At 58.8% G+C, this 18,561-nt stretch carries 14 protein-coding genes; 10 read left to right on the forward strand and 4 right to left on the reverse strand.

Going from position 1 to position 18,561, the window contains the following annotated elements; translation table 11 throughout:
- Nucleotides 1-65: 65 nt before the first annotated feature.
- Nucleotides 66-1,724: a long-chain-fatty-acid--CoA ligase gene (locus ACZ9W6_RS05240; protein ID WP_465190017.1), complete on the reverse strand. Its 1,659-nt coding sequence runs from the start codon at nucleotides 1,722-1,724 to the stop codon at nucleotides 66-68.
- Nucleotides 1,725-1,997: 273 nt separating this feature from the next.
- Between ACZ9W6_RS05240 and rimP the strand changes: the two genes are divergently transcribed.
- From rimP to alkB, 8 genes are all read left to right on the forward strand, one after another.
- A complete protein-coding gene (gene rimP, locus ACZ9W6_RS05245) occupies nucleotides 1,998-2,426 on the forward strand; it encodes a ribosome maturation factor RimP (protein WP_465190018.1) in 429 nt (142 codons plus the stop codon).
- A 57-nt stretch (nucleotides 2,427-2,483) separates the two neighbouring features.
- The gene (gene nusA, locus ACZ9W6_RS05250) at nucleotides 2,484-3,962 is read left to right on the forward strand and encodes a transcription termination factor NusA (protein ID WP_465190019.1); all 1,479 of its coding nucleotides are present in this window, start codon (nucleotides 2,484-2,486) and stop codon (nucleotides 3,960-3,962) included.
- 35 nt (nucleotides 3,963-3,997) lie between these two features.
- Complete coding sequence (gene infB, locus ACZ9W6_RS05255; RefSeq protein ID WP_465190020.1) at nucleotides 3,998-6,892, forward strand: translation initiation factor IF-2; 2,895 nt, start codon at nucleotides 3,998-4,000, stop codon at nucleotides 6,890-6,892.
- Between the two features lie 139 nt (nucleotides 6,893-7,031).
- On the forward strand, nucleotides 7,032-7,460 hold the full coding sequence (gene rbfA / locus ACZ9W6_RS05260) for a 30S ribosome-binding factor RbfA (protein ID WP_465190021.1): 429 nt from the start codon (nucleotides 7,032-7,034) through the stop codon (nucleotides 7,458-7,460).
- Nucleotides 7,457-8,368, forward strand: coding sequence for a tRNA pseudouridine(55) synthase TruB (gene truB, locus ACZ9W6_RS05265; protein ID WP_465190022.1), 912 nt, complete (start codon nucleotides 7,457-7,459; stop codon nucleotides 8,366-8,368). Before rbfA ends, truB begins: the two co-directional genes overlap by 4 nt.
- A 106-nt stretch (nucleotides 8,369-8,474) precedes the next feature.
- Nucleotides 8,475-8,744 carry a 30S ribosomal protein S15 gene (gene rpsO, locus ACZ9W6_RS05270; protein ID WP_465190023.1) on the forward strand — a complete coding sequence of 90 codons (270 nt, stop codon included), beginning with the start codon at nucleotides 8,475-8,477 and terminating at the stop codon, nucleotides 8,742-8,744.
- Between the two features lie 159 nt (nucleotides 8,745-8,903).
- Nucleotides 8,904-11,054 (forward strand): polyribonucleotide nucleotidyltransferase, encoded by a 2,151-nt coding sequence (gene pnp, locus ACZ9W6_RS05275; RefSeq protein WP_465190119.1) that lies wholly within the window; start codon nucleotides 8,904-8,906, stop codon nucleotides 11,052-11,054.
- A 97-nt stretch (nucleotides 11,055-11,151) separates the two neighbouring features.
- Nucleotides 11,152-11,802, forward strand: a complete 651-nt coding sequence (gene alkB, locus ACZ9W6_RS05280; protein WP_465190024.1) for a DNA oxidative demethylase AlkB — start codon at nucleotides 11,152-11,154, stop codon at nucleotides 11,800-11,802.
- 49 nt (nucleotides 11,803-11,851) lie between these two features.
- On the opposite strand, the gene ACZ9W6_RS05285 is transcribed toward alkB, so the two are convergent.
- The 3 genes from ACZ9W6_RS05285 to ACZ9W6_RS05295 form a co-directional block, all read right to left on the reverse strand.
- Nucleotides 11,852-13,519 (reverse strand): cation acetate symporter, encoded by a 1,668-nt coding sequence (locus tag ACZ9W6_RS05285; RefSeq protein WP_465190025.1) that lies wholly within the window; start codon nucleotides 13,517-13,519, stop codon nucleotides 11,852-11,854.
- Complete coding sequence (locus tag ACZ9W6_RS05290) at nucleotides 13,516-13,827, reverse strand: DUF485 domain-containing protein (RefSeq protein ID WP_465190026.1); 312 nt, start codon at nucleotides 13,825-13,827, stop codon at nucleotides 13,516-13,518. Before ACZ9W6_RS05290 ends, ACZ9W6_RS05285 begins: the two co-directional genes overlap by 4 nt.
- A gap of 153 nt (nucleotides 13,828-13,980) precedes the next feature.
- Nucleotides 13,981-15,627, reverse strand: a complete 1,647-nt coding sequence (locus ACZ9W6_RS05295) for an acyl-CoA synthetase (protein WP_465190027.1) — start codon at nucleotides 15,625-15,627, stop codon at nucleotides 13,981-13,983.
- A gap of 172 nt (nucleotides 15,628-15,799) precedes the next feature.
- Here ACZ9W6_RS05295 and ACZ9W6_RS05300 point away from each other — a divergent pair, with 172 nt between their 5' ends.
- The gene (locus tag ACZ9W6_RS05300; protein ID WP_465190120.1) at nucleotides 15,800-17,842 is read left to right on the forward strand and encodes a PAS-domain containing protein; all 2,043 of its coding nucleotides are present in this window, start codon (nucleotides 15,800-15,802) and stop codon (nucleotides 17,840-17,842) included.
- Nucleotides 17,824-18,561 (forward strand): response regulator transcription factor, encoded by a 738-nt coding sequence (locus tag ACZ9W6_RS05305; RefSeq protein WP_465190028.1) that lies wholly within the window; start codon nucleotides 17,824-17,826, stop codon nucleotides 18,559-18,561. The genes ACZ9W6_RS05300 and ACZ9W6_RS05305 overlap by 19 nt, the downstream gene beginning before the upstream one ends.

The raw sequence follows: 18,561 nt of genomic DNA on the forward strand, positions 1-18,561 counted from the left end.
ACTGCGCGTTTGTGGGGCAGGGCTGTAATAAAAAAACCCGCCGGGTGGCGGGTTTTGGGGGCTGCTTAGTCGCGCAAGGCTCGGCGCAGAATCTTGCCGACGTTGGTTTTCGGCAGTTCGGTACGGAACTCGACTGCCTTGGGTACCTTGTAGCCGGTCAGATTGGCCTTGCAGTGCTCGATGACGTCTTTTTCGTTGAGGCTCGGGTCTTTCTTGACGATGAAGACCTTGACCACTTCGCCTGACTTTTCATCCGGCACGCCAATGCAGGCAACTTCAAGAACGCCGGGGTGCAGGGCAACGATGTCCTCGATTTCATTCGGGTAAACATTGAAGCCCGAAACCAGGATCATGTCCTTTTTGCGGTCAACCAGCTTTACGAAGCCGTCCGGCGTAATGACGGCAACGTCACCGGTGGCGAGGAAGCCTTGATCGTCGAGTACCTTGGCGGTTTCTTCGGGGCGGTTCCAGTAGCCCTTCATCACCTGCGGGCCCTTGATGCACAGCTCGCCCGCTTCGCCATGTGCAACCTGTTTGCCGTCATTGTCACGCAGTTCGATCAGGGTGGACGGAACGGGTACGCCGATGGTGCCGTTGTACTCGGTAAGATCCAGTGGATTCATGCATGCGGCAGGGCTGGTTTCGGTCAGGCCGTAAGCTTCGATCAGCGGCGTGCCGGTGACCTGTTTCCATTTTTCCGCGACGGCTTTTTGCACGGCCATGCCGCCACCCAGAGCCAGGCGCCAGCTTGAGAAGTCCAGTGTCTTGAATTCCGGGTTGTTCAGCAGGGCGTTGAACAGGGTATTAACGCCAGTCATGGCGGTAATCTTGTATTTGCGCAGTTCCTTGACGAAATTCGGGATGTCGCGCGGATTGGTAATCAGGATGTTCAGTGCGCCGATATTGGTGAATACCATCAGATTCGCTGTCAGCGAGAATATGTGATACAGCGGCAGGGCGGTGACGATGACTTCCTGACCCTCGCGCACAACCGGCTTTACCCATTCGCCAGCTTGCAGCATATTGGCAACGATATTGCGATGCAGCAGCATGGCACCCTTGGCGACGCCAGTGGTGCCGCCGGTGTATTGCAGGAAGGCAATGTCGTCATGAGTCAGTGGAACGTGCTGGTGCGGCTTTTGCGAGCCCTTCTTCAGGCAGTCGCCAAAGGTAATGTGCTTAGGAATGTGCCAGTCCGGTACCATCTTCTTGATCTTGCGGACGACGAAATTCACGATCATGGACTTCGGGAAGCCCAGCATTTCGCCGATGCTGGCGACAATGACGTTTTTCACCGGTGTGCGCGGCAGTACGCCTTCAAGCACGCTGGCAAAGTTTTCGAGGATGATGATGGTCTCGGTGCCGGAGTCTTTCAGCTGGTGCTCGAGTTCGCGCGGGGTGTAAAGCGGGTTGACGTTTACCACGGTGCAACCCGCACGCAAGATGCCGAATACCGAAATCGGGTATTGCAGCAGGTTGGGCATCATGATGGCGACGCGGGCGCCTTTGGCCAGTTTCAGTTCGTGCTGCAGATATGAGGCGAGCTGGCAGGATAGTGTGTCGAGCTCTCCATAGCTGAGAACCTTGTCCATGCAGGCCATTGCCGGTCTGTCACGAAATTTGTTGATGCTCTCTTCGAAAACCTCCACTACGGACTGGTAGCGGTTGATATCGATTTCATTGGCAACGCCTGCCTGGTAGTTCTTCAACCAGATCTTTTCCATAGCGTGTGGCTTCTCCATCGTGTTGTCGTGTTGGCACTGGCGCGTTATTCGGCCTGCTTTTTGTAGTGCTTAATAATATGCGAGCTTGTAGTGATGTGCTTGAAACGATCGTTTGGCACGGTGGCAAATGTATCGTGATGTGACACAAAGTGCAAAGCCAAGGTTCCCTGCGCGGAAGGCTTGACAGTTTTCTTTCGGCCTAATCTCGGGTATAATCTCAACATTTAAGAGATGGGCGGTTCGCCCATTTTTCATTTCTGGAATCGAATGCCCATGGATGTACGTTTGTTGCTTGAGAATACCCTGCCTGGCCTTGGCTATGAGCTGGTTGATTTAGAATTGACCCCCGGGGGTGGTTTTCGTGTCTTCATCGACAAGCCTGGTGGTATTTCGGTTGAAGACTGCGTAAAAACCAGCAATCACCTGACTCGTTTGTTCATGGTTGAGAATATCGACTATGACCGCCTGGAGGTTTCGTCTCCGGGGCTGGATCGTCCGTTGAAAAAGGAAGCTGATTTTGTGCGCTTCCAGGGCAGTCTGGCAAAGGTGCGTACCCGGTTGCCGGTAGAGCAGCAAAAACGTTTCCAGGGCCGTATTGCCGGCTTTGCTGATGGTGTGCTGCAACTCCAGCTGGATGATGGTCGTCTTGTGGCCATTCCCCTGTCTGCGATCGACAAGGCTCGACTGGAGCCTGAGTTCTAAGCTGGCGGGACGTTGGTCTTGAGATGACGAGAGTGATGAAGGAATTCGGAGGGTTTGATGAGTCGTGAAATCTTGTTGCTGGTAGATGCGCTGGCAAGTGAAAAGAATGTCGGCCGCGAAGTGGTATTCGGTGCGCTGGAGCTGGCACTGGCTTCTGCTACCAAGAAAAAATTCAATGAAGACGAGCTGGATGTTCGTGTAGAGATTGATCGCCATACCGGTAATTATCAGACCTTCCGTCGCTGGACGGTTGTGGATGCGACCGAGCTGGAGTACGAAGATCGTGAACTGGGTCTGGAAGAGGCTCGCGAGCGCGATCCTTCTCTGGAGCTGGGCTCTATCATCGAAGAGCCGATGGAGGCTGTCGAGTTTGGCCGTATCGGCGCACAGGCTGCCAAGCAGGTGATCCTGCAGAAAATTCGTGATGCAGAGCGCGAGCAGCTGCTGGCCGAGTTCCTGCAGCGTCGTGAAAGCATTGTGACCGGTACCATCAAACGTATCGAGCGTGGCAATGCGATTGTTGAATGTGGTCGCCTGGAGGCGCTGCTGCCGCGCGATCAGATGATCCCGAAAGAAAACCTGCGCGTGGGTGACCGCGTGAAGGCTTATCTGCTGCGTGTTGACCGTCAGGGGCGTGGTCCGCAGTTGATCTTGTCGCGTACTGCACCGGAATTCCTGGTAAAGCTGTTCGAGCTTGAAGTGCCGGAAATCGAAGAAGGTTCGCTGGAGATCAAGGAAGCAGCACGTGACCCGGGCATGCGTGCCAAGATGGCCGTCAAGTCTAATGATGCGCGTCTGGATCCGCAGGGTACTTGTATCGGCGTGCGTGGTTCCCGCGTACAGGCTGTTACCCAGGAACTGGCTGGCGAGCGCATCGATATCGTGTTGTGGGCGGCTGACTCTGCCCAGTTCGTGATCAACGCACTGTCGCCTGCCGAAGTCAATCGCATCATGGTTGATGAAGACAATCGCAGCATGGACGTGGTGGTTGAAGAAGATCAGCTGGCGCTGGCTATCGGCCGCAGCGGCCAGAATGTGAAGTTGGCCGCAGAATTGACTGGCTGGAGCCTGAACATCCTGACCGTGACCGAGGCTGAAGAAAAGCATCTGGAAGAGGATGCCAAGCTGCGCGACCTGTTCATGCAGCATCTCGGTGTTGATGAAGATATGGCGGCTGTACTGGTGCAGGAAGGTTTTGCTGCGCTGGAAGAAGTCGCTTATGTACCAGTGGCAGAAATGCTGGAGATCGAAGGCTTTGATGAAGAGTTGGTTAACGAGCTGCGTTCGCGTGCCCGTGATGCCATTCTGACCCTGGCGATCGCCTCCGAAGAAAAAGTGGAAGAAGTGGCCGATGAGCTGAAGGATCTGGAAGGCATGGATGCCGAGATTCTGCGCAAACTGGCCGAAAATGGCGTGACTAATCGTGATGACCTGGCTGATCTTGCGGTTGATGATCTGGTCGACATGACCGGCATGGTGCCCGAGGCTGCCCGCGCCTTGATTATGAAGGCTCGTGAGCACTGGTTTGACCAGTAAGGCCTGGAACGATTGCAGAGGAATTAGGAATACGCATGGTTTTGACAAATATTAAGCAGTTTGCCAGTGAGTTGGGTCTGTCACCGGAGCGCCTGTTCGAACAACTGAACAAGGCCGGTGTGGCCAAGCGCAGCCTGGAAGATACCCTCTCTGAGGGCGACAAGAAGCGTTTGCTCGACTTTTTGAAAGCATCTCATGGTGCTCGTGATGACAAGCAGGTTGCTTTGACCCGCAAGCAGACTACCGAAGCGCACAGCGCCACCGGTAGTACTGTCAAGGTTGAAACTCGCAAGCGCCGTGTGGTGGTTCGTGATGATGAATCGGCAGCGCAGCCTGCGGCAGTTGAGGCAGCGCCGATTGCGGCCAAGGTTGAGCCGGTAGCGCCGGTTGCCGAGAGCAAGCCGGCTGAAGTTGCCAAGCCAAAGGTTGAAGAAAAGCCGAAGGCAGAACCGGTTGCGGCCAAGGTTGAGGCCAAGCCTGAAGTCAAGGCAGAAACCAAGACTGAGGCACCGGTTGCTCCAGTCAAGCAGCCGACCCTGAGCCGTCCGGCACCATCTTCTTTCCTGTCGCAGGAAGAGCTGGATTCCCGTGCTGCGGAAGAGCGTCGCCAGGCTGAGTTCCGTGCTCGTCAGCAAGCGTTGCTGCGCGAGAAGCAGGAGCGCGAGGCACGTCGTACTGCTGCCAAGCAGGAAGCGGCCAAGCCGGTGGAAGTCAAGCCGGCTCCGCAGCCTAAGCAGGAAGAGCTGCCGCGTTCGGCCAAGCCGACCCAGCCACGCCTGAATCAGGGTGCTGGTGAGCAGCGTCGTGAAGGCGGCCGTCCTGAAGGTGGTAATCGTGATGGCAACCGTCCGCAAGGTGGTCAGCGTCCAGGTCAGAATGCTGGTCAGCGTCCAGGTGCGGCGGCTGGTGCGCGGCCTGCTGGTGCTCGTCCGGCTCCTGCAGCTGCGACTACCGATGCGCCGGCTGCTGCCGCGCCGTCCGGTGACAACCGTGGTGGCCGTGGTGGCAACAAGAAGGGTGCTGGTCAGGGTCGTGACTGGAATGATGGTAAAAAAGGTGGCAAGGGTCTGAAGACACGGGGTGGCGACGCCAGCAATGACTGGAAGAGCCGCAAGGGTGGCAAGCATAAGGGTGGCAACAACCAGCATGCTTTCCAGGCGCCTACCGAGCCTATCGTGCACGAGGTTCTGGTGCCGGAAACCATTACCGTTGCTGATCTGGCCCACAAGATGGCCGTGAAGGCCGCCGAAGTGATCAAGATCCTGATGAAGATGGGCATGATGGTAACCATCAACCAGGTTCTGGATCAGGAAACTGCGCTGATTCTGGTTGAAGAAATGGGCCACCAGGGTAAGGCTGCCCAGGCTGATGATCCTGAAGCTTATCTGGATGACGGTGCCGAAGTGGTGCACGTTGAAGCAACCGCGCGTCCGCCGGTGGTTACCGTTATGGGTCACGTTGACCACGGTAAGACCTCCTTGCTCGACTACATCCGTCGTGCCAAGGTTGCTGCTGGCGAGGCTGGCGGTATTACCCAGCACATTGGTGCCTACCACGTGGAAACCCCGCGCGGCATGATTACCTTCCTGGATACGCCAGGTCACGAGGCGTTTACCGCCATGCGTGCCCGTGGTGCCAAGGCGACCGATATTGTGGTGCTGGTAGTGGCGGCCGATGATGGCGTGATGCCACAGACCATCGAGGCGATTCACCACGCGAAAGCGGCCGGTGTGCCTATCGTGGTTGCCGTGAACAAGATCGACAAGCAGGGTGCCAACCCTGAGCGTATCCGCCAGGAACTTGTTGCCCACGAAGTGGTGCCGGAAGACTGGGGTGGTGATGTGCAGTTCATCGAGGTTTCGGCCAAGATGGGTCAGAACATCGATGCGCTGCTCGAGGCAATCCTGCTGCAGGCCGAGGTTCTCGAACTGACTGCGCCTATCGAGGCGCCAGCCAAGGGCATCATCGTCGAGGCGCGCCTCGACAAGGGTCGTGGCCCGGTTGCTACTCTGCTGGTTCAGTCCGGTACGCTGAAGAAGGGTGACATCGTACTGGCGGGTACTGCATTTGGTCGCGTTCGTGCCATGATCGACGAAAACGGCAAGCAGATTAATGAAGCGGGCCCGTCGATTCCGGTCGAGATCCTGGGTCTGTCCGACGTGCCGTCGGCTGGTGAAGATGCAATGGCGCTGGCTGACGAGCGCAAGGCGCGCGAAATCGCCCTGTTCCGTGCCGGCAAGTATCGCGATGTGCGTCTGGCCAAGCAGCAGGCCGCCAAGCTGGAAAACATGTTTGCCCAGATGACCGAAGGCGAAGTGCAGAGCATGCCAGTCATCATCAAGGCCGACGTACAGGGTTCTTACGAAGCACTGGCTGGCAGCTTGCAGAAATTGTCGACCGAAGAAGTTCGCGTCAACATCCTGCACTCCGGTGTGGGTGGCATCACCGAATCCGATATCAACCTGGCGATTGCCTCCAAGGCTATCGTGGTGGGCTTCAACGTGCGCGCCGATGCGGCTGCACGCAAGCTGGCCGAGGGCGAGGGTGTCGAGATTCGCTACTACAACATTATCTATGACGTAGTGGATGATGTTCGTGCGGCGATGTCGGGCATGCTGGCTCCGGAGAAGAAAGAGCAGATCATCGGTACGGTCGAGATCCGTCAGGTTATCTCCGTTTCCAAAGTCGGCAATATTGCCGGTTGTATGGTTACCGATGGCTTCGTCAAGCGCAGCGCCCAGGTTCGTCTGATTCGTCAGAACGTGGTGGTGCACACCGGCGAACTGGACTCGCTCAAGCGCTTCAAGGATGATGTGAAGGAAGTGAAGCAGGGCTACGAATGTGGTCTGATGCTGAAGAACTACAACGACATCCAGGAAGGCGACCAGCTGGAAGTGTTCGAAATCGTCGAAGTGGCTCGTACACTGTAAGGCGATGTACAGGGGCGGGTGCAAGGTTGGCCGCAAGGCTGGCTGGCACTCGCCTTTTTTGATTGTTTGCCACGAAACCCGCGAAATGGTGCTGTAAGCAGTGTCATTTCGCGGCTTTCGTGGTTTCAGGATGCAAGTCATGGCAAAAGCCAAAAAAGGTTTTTCCCGCTCGGATCGTGTTTCCGAGCAAATCCAGCGCGAGCTGGCCGAGCTGGTGCGCAAGGGTATCAAGGACCCGCGCGTCGGTTGGGTAACCATCACGGCGGTGGATGTCACTCGTGATTATTCCCATGCCAAGGTTTTTTACACCGTGATGGATGAAAGCAAGCGCGAGCTGACCCAGGAGGCGCTGGAAAGTGCAGCCGGTTTCCTGCGTGTCGAGCTGGGTAAGGCGATCCGCCTGTTCTCCATGCCGCAATTGCACTTTGTTTACGATGACTCGATCGCGCGTGGTGTTTATATGAGCCGCCTGATCGACGAGGTTGTCGGTACAGCGACAACCGTCGAGCATGATGCCGATGATGAGCCAGCTGATGATGTGGCTGACGAGGAAGCGGACAAGGCATGAGTGCACCGCGCCGTATCAAGCTGAATATCAATGGTGTGTTGTTGCTCGACAAGCCTTATGGCATCAGTTCGAACGGCGCATTGCAAAAAGCACGCTGGTTGTACAGTGCGGCCAAGGCCGGACATACCGGTGTGCTTGATCCGCTGGCGACCGGCTTGTTGCCGGTTTGTCTCGGTGAGGCAACCAAGTTTTCCTCGTATCTTTTGGATGCGGACAAGGGCTATCGTGCCACCATCAAGTTTGGCGAGGTCACCACGACGGGTGATGTCGAAGGTGAGGTGGTGCTGCAGCGGCCGGTTGTGTTCAGTGAGGAGCAGCTGCGCGCCGCAATAGCCGCACATACCGGCCCGATTTCACAGGTGCCGCCGATGTATTCGGCACTCAAGCATCAGGGCAAGGCCTTGTACGAATATGCGCGTGAAGGCATCGAGATCAAGCGCGAGGCGCGCGATGTGACGATTCATCGCATCGAACTGATCGAGTTTTCCGGCGATGTGGCCATCGTCGATGTGCTGTGCAGCAAGGGGACTTATATCCGCACGCTGGCACAGGATATTGGCGAGATGCTGGGCTGTGGCGCACATTTGACGGGGTTGCGTCGTACCCAGACGGGTGGTTTCCGTCTTGAGGATGCGGTAACGCTGGAGCAGTTGGAGGCGGTGGCGTCTGATGCGCGCGGAGAGCTGTTGATGCCGGTTGATGTGCTGGTATCACATTTTCCTGGCGTAATGATTCCGACCGTCGAGGCGGACCGTTTTTGTCACGGGCAGGCGGTGCGTGTGGCGCAAAAGTGTGAGACAATGCACCGTTTTCGCATCTTCCGCGAGGAGGGTGGCGCATTCCTCGGTCTGGCCGAGGCAACGCCGCAAGGCTTGCTGCAGCCGGTTCGGGTTATCGCAAACAGCTAGCTGTTTGCTACAAGCGAAGTGAGGATGGGTTTTCATTTGGAAGGCTCGCCGCACTTGTCGGGCAGGGAGTGATCCTTGCTCTAAACCGATATTGGAGTAAGTAATAATGGCAATGACCGCCGCTCAAAAAGCAGAAATCGTTAAACAATACCAGCGCAAAGAAGGCGACACCGGTTCTACCGAAGTTCAGGTTGCCCTGCTGACCGCTCGTATCAACGATCTGACCCCGCACTTCAAGACGAACACCAAGGATCATCACAGCCGTCGTGGCCTGCTGAAACTGGTGAGCTCCCGCCGTCGTCTGCTGGACTACCTGAAGCGTACCGACGTTGAAGGTTACCGCAGCCTGATCGCTCGTCTGGGCCTGCGCAAGTAATCGGTTTGAATTCGGAAAAGTCGCAGACCCGTCTGCGACTTTTTCGTTTTTGCAGTTTTTATTGTGTCAACGGGGGGAGCCTCTAGGAATCGTGTTTGCCAGACCGGCAGTGACGATTGCTAGGGGTTCCCGTTGCAAAACTTCCGAAAAGGAAACCTCATAGTGTTTAACAAAATCAGCAAGTCTTTCCAGTACGGTCGTCATACCGTTACCCTGGAAACCGGCGAAGTTGCTCGCCAGGCCTCCGGTGCCGTTCTGGTTACCGTTGAAGATACCGTTGTACTGGTGTCGGTTGTCGGCTCCAAAAACGTCAAGCCGGGCCAGGATTTCTTCCCGCTGACCGTAGATTACCTCGAGCGTACCTACGCTGCCGGCAAGATCCCGGGCGGCTTCTTCAAGCGTGAAGGCAAGCAGTCCGAGAAGGAAGTGCTGACCAGCCGCCTGATCGACCGTCCTATCCGTCCGCTGTTCCCGGAAGGCTTCTACCACGACGTACAGATCGTCGCTACCGTGATGTCGCTGAACCCGGAAGTGGATTCCGACATTCCTGCGATGATCGGTGCATCCGCTGCGCTGGCTATCTCCGGTCTGCCGTTCAACGGCCCGATCGGCGCAGCTCGCGTAGGTTACATCAATGGCGAATACGTACTGAACCCGACCAAGTCCGAACTGGCTGATACCCAGCTGGATCTGGTGGTTGCCGGTACCGAACGCGCGGTACTGATGGTTGAATCCGAAGCCCGCGAACTGTCCGAAGCCGTGATGCTGGGTGCCGTGGTATTCGGTCACGACCAGATGCAGGCTGCCATCAAGGCCATCAACGAATTCGCTGACGAAGTGAACCCGGTAGTCTGGGACTGGCAAGCCCCAGCCAAGAATGAAGAGCTGATCGCCCAGATCCGCGGCATTTGCGGCGAAGCGATTGCCAACGCCTTCCGCATCCGTTCCAAGCAGGCACGTTCCGAAGCACTGAACGCAGCTTGGGCTTCGGTCAAGGAAGCGCTGATCACTGAAGATACCGATACTCTGCTGGCTAACGAGATCAAGGGCATCTTCAAGGGTCTGGAAGCCGAAATCGTTCGCGGCCAGATCCTGTCCGGCGAGCCACGCATTGACGGTCGCGACACCCGCACCGTACGTCCGATCGCCATCCGCACCGGCGTACTGCCGCGCGTACACGGTTCCGCCCTGTTCACCCGTGGCGAAACCCAGGCTATCGTGACCACCACACTGGGCACCAAGCAGGACGAGCAGATCATCGATGCACTGGCCGGTGAATACACCGACCGCTTCATGCTGCACTACAACTTCCCGCCGTACTCCACCGGTGAAGCTGGCCGCATGGGCCCGCCTAAGCGCCGCGAAATCGGTCACGGCCGTCTGGCCAAGCGTGCACTGGCCATGGTCCTGCCGGCTGAAGACGAATTCGGCTACACCATGCGTGTGGTTTCCGAGATCACCGAATCCAACGGTTCGTCCTCGATGGCTTCCGTTTGCGGCGGCTGCCTGTCGCTGCTGGCTGCCGGCGTACCACTGAAGGCACAGGTTGCCGGTATCGCCATGGGCCTGATCCTGGAAGGCAACCGCTTCGCGGTGCTGACCGACATTCTGGGTGACGAAGATCATCTGGGCGATATGGACTTCAAGGTTGCCGGTACCGCCAATGGCGTGACCGCACTGCAGATGGACATCAAGATCCAGGGTATCACCAAGGAAATCATGCAGATCGCACTGGAACAGGCCAAAGACGGTCGTCTGCACATCCTGGGTCACATGAACGACGCCATCCAGGGCCCGCAAGAGCTGTCCAGCCACGCGCCACGCCTGTACGTGATGAAGATCAACCCGGAGAAAATCCGTGAAGTGATCGGCAAGGGTGGCGAGACCATCCGCGGCATCACCAAGGACACCGGTTGCGAAATCAATATCGAGGAAGATGGCACCATCACCATCGCTTCGGTTTCCAACGAAGGTGCCGAGGCTGCCAAGCGTCGCATCGAAGAAATCACCGCCGAAGTCGAAGTGGGCAAGGTCTACGAAGGCCCGGTAGTGAAGATCCTCGACAACAACGTGGGCGCCATCGTGTCCATCATGCCGGGCAAGGATGGTCTGGTTCACATTTCCCAGATCGCTCACGAGCGTATCAAGAATGTGTCCGACTACCTGAAAGAAGGCCAGATCGTGAAGGTCAAGGCCATCGAGATGGACGACCGCGGCCGCGTGCGTCTGTCGATCAAGGCCCTGCTGGACAATCCGAACGGTTCCCCTGCCCAGGGTGACGCTGCCTTCGGTCTGAAGTCCGGCGCCTGATTGATCAGCTTGCGCTGAACGAAAGCCTGTCCTGCAAAGGGCAGGCTTTTTTCATGCTGATCAGGCTTGCGGCCAACCTTGAGCCAAGGAGCGAATCATGGAAACTGCAGACCTGTTTGCCGGCTTTGCCGAGCCGGAGCGCATCGAGCTTGGCGAGCAGAGTTTCATCCTGCCCGGCTTTGCCTTGTCGTATGAGGCACAACTGATGCAGGCCTTGCCGGTCTTGTTGCAACAGTCACCGCTGCGCAGCATGCAGACGCCGGGCGGCAAGCGGATGTCGGTGGCAACCAGTAGTTGCGGCTCTTATGGCTGGGTGTCAGATGCGTGCGGTTACCGTTACAGCGAGCTCGACCCGCTATGCGGCCAAGCCTGGCCGGCGATGCCGCTGGATTGGCAACGGTTGGCCGCAGCGGCGGCCGCACAGGCAGGCTTTGCCGGTTTCGCGCCGGACGCCTGCCTGATCAACTGTTATATTCCGGGCGCGCGCATGGGCCTGCATCAGGACAGGGACGAGCGTGATTTTGCCTGGCCCATCGTGTCGGTGTCGCTGGGCTTGCCGGCACGTTTCCAGTTTGGCGGTTTGCGGCGCACGGATGAGACGCAACGTTATCTGCTGTGCCATGGTGATGTGGTGGTGTGGGGCGGGGTAGACCGGCTGCGCTTTCATGGCGTGATGCCATTGGCAGAAGGCAGGCATCCCTTGCTGGGCGAGCAGCGCATCAATCTGACCTTCCGTCGCGCCCGATAAAAAAATCCCCGCCGGAGCGGGGAATAAAGGGGGGATGTTTGAATGCGGCCTAGTGCTGATGGGCTGCCGCAGCACCGTGGCCGGTTTGCGCACGGACGAACTGGTCGTCAAAGCGGGCGCGCTCGGCCTCGGCAGCCTGGCTGCGATCCAGCAGCGAGACGATGATGCTGACGGCAAAAGCCAGCGGCATCGAGAACAGTGCCGGATGTTCATAAGGGAAGATGGCTTCTTCGTAGCCCAGCACCGTTACCCACACTGCCTTGGACAGGATGACCAGAGTCACCGCCGAGAACAGGCCGCTGAAGCCGCCGAGCAGGGCACCGCGTGTGGTCAGGTCTTTCCAGTACATCGACAGGATCAGGATAGGGAAGTTGGTGGAGGCGGCGACGCCAAAGGTCAGGCCTACCAGGAAAGCGACGTTTTGTTTTTCGAACAGGATGCCGAGGATGATGGCCAGCACACCGATGGCAATCGCGGCGATACGCGAAACTTTCAGCTCGCTCTTTTCATCGGCTTTGCCTTTCTTGATCACCGTGGCGTACAAGTCGTGCGAGATTGCCGAGGCACCGGCCAGCGCCAGGCCGGCAACTACCGCCAGAATGGTGGCAAACGCCACCGCCGACAGGAAGCCGAGGAAGAGGTTGCCGCCGACAGCCTTGGCCAGGTGCATGGCCACCATATTGCCGCCGCCTACCAGCTTGCCGCCCAGCTCACCATTGACGAAGTACTGCGGATCCTTGCCGATGATGACCATCGCCGCAAAGCCGATGGTGCAGACCACCAGAAAGAAGAAACCGATAAAGCCGGTGGCGTAGAACACTGATTTGCGGGCTTCCTTGGCGTTCGGCACGGTAAAGAAGCGCATCAGGATATGTGGCAGACCGGCAATGCCGAATACCAGGCCCAGCGACATCGAGGCTACATTGACCGGGTCAGCCAGCATGCTGCCTGGCCCCATGATATCCAGACCGTCCTTGTGGACGCTGACAGCTTCACGTGCCAAGGTTTCGTAGCTGAAGCCGAACTGTGACATCGCCATCAGCGCCAGCGTGGTGCCACCTGCCAGCAGTAGCACGGCCTTGATGATCTGTACCCAAGTGGTGGCAATCATGCCGCCGAAGATCACATAAGCCACCATCACCACACCAACCACTACCACGGCAATCGGGTAATCCAGACCAAACAGCAGCTGGATCAGCTGGCCGGCACCTACCATCTGCACGATCAGGTAAAAGCTCACCACGGTCAGCGAGCCAAACGCCGCAAAGGTGCGGATCTTGGTCTGATCAAGGCGATAGCTGGCAATGTCGGCAAAGGTAAAGCGGCCGAGGTTGCGCAGGCGTTCGGCCATCAGGAAAGTAATGATGGGCCAGCCGACGAAAAAGCCGACGGTGTAGATAAAGCCGTCATAGCCCTTGGCAAACACCATGCTGGACAAGCCCAGCAAGGTGGCGGCCGACATATAGTCACCGGCAATCGCGAGGCCGTTCTGGAAGCCGGTAATGCCGCCACCAGCGGTATAAAAATCACTGGCCGAGCGGGTGCGGCGCGATGCCCACCAGGTAATGGCCAGCGTCAGCAGCACAAACACCATGAACATGGCGATGGCGTGCAGGTTCAGGGGCTGCTTTTCTGCAGCACCAGCCACCGCCGGGCCAGCGTGTGTCAGGCCGCTGACACTCAGCATCGTGGCAAGGAAAATGGAAGACGGCTTCATACTTCGCTCTCCTGCAGGATGGTGGCAGTCAGCTTGTCAAACTCGGTATTGGCCTTGTAGACGTAATAGCCGGTCAAGGCCCAGGTCAACACGATGATGGCCGCGCCAACCGGCACGCCGACAGACAGCACGCCACCACGGCTGATGGCCTGATGCAGCGCGCCGGGTGCAAGGGCGACCACCAGCATATACAGGTAGTAAGTGACTAGCGTGAGCGCCGATAGCGTCCAGGCCAGATTGGCTCGCCGACGTACCAGCCTGGCGAATTGCGGGTGCCGCCGAATGGCAGCTGCAGCATTGCTTTGCATGATCGTTCTCCGTGTCATTTGCTTGGTGAAGCTGCCGTGCAGGCAGCAGCCGGCCTCCGCTCTGCGGCGGATAGGCCGGGGCCGGCAGTTGTCGGCATGTTGCGGCCAACCCTGATTGCTCAGGACGCGGCCGCAAGATGTCGTCAGCGCGGTTTACTGGATGGCGGCGGTCGCGTTGGTTTGCTGGCGCAGCAGGAATTTCTGGATCTTGCCGGTAGAGGTCTTGGCAATCGGCCCGAAGATGATGTGCTTGGGCACCTTGAAGCGGGCCAGATGGGCGCGGCAGTGTTCGATCACCGCGGCCTCATCGCCAACAGCACCTTCGCGCAGCTCGATAAAGGCGCACGGCACCTCGCCCCATTTGGCGTCTGGCATTGCCACCACGGCGGCGGCGATTACATCAGGGAAGCGGCACAGCACGTCTTCGACTTCGAGCGAGGAGATGTTTTCGCCGCCGGAGATGATCACGTCCTTGGATCTGTCCTTGATCTTCACATAGCCGTCAGGCTGGATCACCGCCAGATCACCGGTGTGGAACCAGCCACCGGCCAAGGCTTCTGCGGTGGCTTCGGGGTTCTTCAGATAACCCTTCATCACCAGATTGCCGCGGAACATGATCTCGCCCATGGTCTCGCCATCGTGCGGCACTTCCTGCATGGTGTTCGGATCCATCACCGTCATGCCATGCTGCATGGTGTAACGCACGCCCTGGCGGCCATTGCGCTCGGTGCGGCTGGGCAGATCCAGCGCCTGCCATGCCGGTTGTTTGGCGCAGACCGCGGCCGGGCCGTAGGTTTCGGTCAGGCCATAAACGTGGGTGATGTTGAAGCCGAGCTTCTGCATGCCTTCGATCACCGCAGACGGCGGCGCGGCACCGGCAACCAGACAGTTGACCGTGTGCTCGATGCCTTGCTTGCACTCGGCCGGCGCGTTGATCAGCATGGTGTGCACGATAGGCGCACCGCAGTAGTGGCTGACCTTGTGTTCCTTGATCAGGCTGAAAATCATGCGCGGATCGACGCGGCGCAGGCAGACATTGGTGCCGACGTTGGCCGCAATCGTCCACGGGAAGCACCAGCCATTGCAGTGGAACATCGGCAGCGTCCACAGATAGATGGCGTGCTGCGGCATGCCCCAGTCAACGATATTGCTGATGGCGTTCAGATAGGCGCCGCGATGGTGATAAACCACGCCCTTGGGATTGCCGGTGGTGCCGGAGGTGTAATTCAGCGCGATAGCGTCCCACTCGTCGTCCGGGCCTTGCCAGGCAAAGTCAGGGTCGCCGCCGGCGATGAAATCTTCGTACTCGAGCTGGCCCAGAAGCTGGCCGGCACCATCAAATTCGGGATCGTCCACGTCGATCACCAGCGGCGGGTTTTCCAGCAGCGCCAGTGCCGGTGCGATGGTGAAGGCAAACTCGCGGTCGGTAATCAGCACCTTGGCTTCGCCATGCTGCAGCATGAAGGCAATCGCCTCGGGATCCAGCCGGGTATTGAGCGTGTTCAATACCGCCCCGCTCATCGGCACGCCAAAATGGCATTCCACCATGGCCGGGATATTCGGCAGCATCACCGCCACGGTATCGCCTTTGCCGATGCCACGCTGTTGCAGCGCCGAGGCCAGCTGGCGACTGCGGGTATACGTCTCGCGCCAGTTGCGGCGCAGGCTGCCGTGTACGACGGCGAGATGATCGGGATACACCGTGGCAGCACGTTCGATAAAGCCCAGCGGGCTCAGGGTGGCAAAGTTGGCCGCGGTCTTGTCTAGGCCATGCTGATACGGGTTGGCATGCTGCAACATCCTGCTCTCCTGTGTTGTCGCCGGTGCGCCGGCTTATGACAGTGATGTTTGCGTTAAAACCTTGCCAGAATTTGTGGCAAATGTAACGAATCGTTTCGCATGGGATATTTCCCAAGTAACTACTCTAGAATCAGTGTTTTCGCAGCCATCCGGGGGTGGCCAAGTCGTGACGATGCAACAAGCTGCGGTGCCGGCGAGTCCGGCGGATGCCATGCTGCTGTCCGGCCTTGATCTGCTGGATCAGGGCGTGACGGTTTTTGATGCCGATTTGCGGTTGATTGCCTGCAACAAGCGCTTTCTGCAGTTGCTGGATTTCCCCGAGTCGCTGGGCGAAGTCGGCACGCCGTTTGATGCCTTCATCCGCTACAACGCCTTGCGCGGTGAATACGGCCCTGGTGACGCCGAGGCGCAAGTAGCCGAGCGGGTGCGGCTGGCCGAGCGTTTCGAGCCGCACGACACCGAGCGCATCCGCCCCGATGGCTCGGTATTGCGGGTGCGCGGCGAGCCCTTGCCCGGCAATGGCGGTTTTATTGCGCTGTATACCGACAAGACCGAGCAGCAGACTTACGAGCAGCTGCTGGAAAAGCAGAAGCAGGATCTGGAATGGCATGTGCAGCAACGCACCGCCGAGCTGGAAGCCGCCAACCGCCAGCTGCGCGAGGCGCATGCGGCCAACGTCGAGATGACCGCCGCCCTGAGTCGCAGCGAGGAGCGCATGAGGCTGATCACCGACACCATTCCGGCGCTGATTGCCTACTTCGACAAGCATCATGTCTACCGTTATGCCAACAAGGGCTATAGCGACTGGTTTGGCCGTCGTGGCGAACACATCGTTGGCCGCCATATCGAGCAGGCGCTGGGCAGCAAGTTTTACGCCGCGGTGGTGCAGCAGGTCGAGACGGCGCTGACCGGCCAGCAAGTGACCTACGAATACTCGATGGAGAAGGACGACGGCAGCAATATCTATGCGCGCAGCACGCTGGTGCCGGAAATTGCCGCCGATGGCGAGGTGTTGGGTTGCTTTGTGCTGTCCTTTGACATTACCGAACAGAAGCAGACCCAGGCCGCGCTGGTGCAGGCGCAGAAGATGGAGGCCATCGGCCAGCTGTCCGGCGGCATGGCGCATGACTTCAACAATATGCTGACCGTGGTGCTGGGCAATCTTGATGAATGGCACCGCCATCATGCCGAGCAATATCCGCATATGCTGGCTTATCTCGAGCCGGCGCAGCAGGCGGCGCGGCGCGGGGTGGAGCTGGTCAAGCGGCTGCTGACCTTTGCCCGCCAGCAGCCGCTGGCCCCCAAGGCGGTGCCGCTGGCCGGCCTGCTGGGCGACATGATGCAGCTGTTGCAGCGCTCCTTGCCGGAAACCATCAAGCTGCAATGCTGTTTGCCGGCGGAAGATTGCTACGCAATGGCCGATGCCCACCAGCTGGAAAGCGCGATTCTGAATCTTGCCTTGAATGCGCGTGATGCGATGCCCGATGGCGGCAGCCTGCGCATCGACACCACAGTCGTGTCGTGCAATGCCGAGCAGGCAGCCGAGCGGCAGTTGGCCGCAGGCGATTATGTGCGGGTGGATGTCACCGATAGCGGTGCCGGCATGCCGCTAGAGGTGCAGCTGCGGGTGTTCGAGCCCTTCTTTACCACCAAGCCGTTTGGTCGCGGCAGCGGCCTCGGCCTGGCGATGGTCTATGGCTTCGCGCGCCAATCCGGCGGTACGGTGACGGTGGCCAGCCAGCAGGGCAAGGGCAGTTGCTTCAGCCTGTGGCTGCCGCTGGGCAGCGCCCAGGCCCAGCCTAGCGGCCAGCTGAATTTCAGCGGCAAGGCCGGCGGGCGCGAGCGGCCACTGATGTTGCTGGTCGAGGATAATCCGGAGGTGCGGCGCGTGGTGCAGCGCCAGCTGACCGAGCTGGGCTTTCCGGTGCTGGAGGCGGAAAATGCCGACGAGGCGCTGGCCATGCTGGCGCAGATCCCCGATATCGGTCTCTTGCTCAGCGATATCGTGATGCCGGGCAGTCTGGATGGCCAGCAGCTGGCGCTGCAGGCACGTCAACGTTGGCCGCGTCTGCGCATTGCGCTGATGAGTGGCTATGCCGCCAGCGATGGCGCGCGCGCGCAGGCGGGCAATATCCCGCGACTGGAAAAACCGTTTACCCAGGCCGAGTTGGCCGCAGTGCTTGATGAGGTGTTGTTATGTCCGCCAATGAGCTGAATACCGCTGCTGGCGATCGGCAGATCTTTGTGGTCGAGGACGATCTGGCCGTATCGCGGCTGATTACGACCGTGCTGGCCGATTACCAGTTTCGCTGCGAGGCGTTTCGTTCCGGCAGCAGCCTGCTGCAAAGGCTGCGCCAGCAGGTGCCGGATTTGTGCATCGTTGATCTGGGGCTGCCGGACATGGACGGCATGGATATCGTGCGGCAGATCCGCGAGCGCTATCGCTGCGGGGTGATCATCCTGACCGGGCGTGGCCATGTCGGCGATCGCATCATGGGGCTGGAGACCGGTGCCGACGACTACATCATGAAACCGTTCGAGCCACGCGAGCTGGTGGCGCGGGTGCGCAGCATCCTGCGTCGTTGCGAAACCACCGGAGAAACGCCGGCAGAGCAGAGCACACGCATTGCCCATTTTTCCGGCTGGCGTTTCGATGTGGCGCGCCTGTCACTGTATGCGCCCGACGGCAGCGAAAAGCCCTTGAGTGCCGGCGAAGGTCAGATGCTGCAGCGTTTTCTCGAACGGCCGAATCGCGTGCTGCCGCGCGAGCAGCTGCTGGGGCAGAACGATATCTCGCCGTTTGACCGCAGCATCGATGTGCGGGTGTCGCGTCTGCGACGCAAGCTGGAAGACGACTCGTATAACCCGCGCCTGATCAAGACCGTGTACGGCGCGGGCTATCTGTTTGTCAGCAATGTGGAGTGGGAAGGCTAA

This window comes from Vogesella lacus (assembly GCF_979366295.1).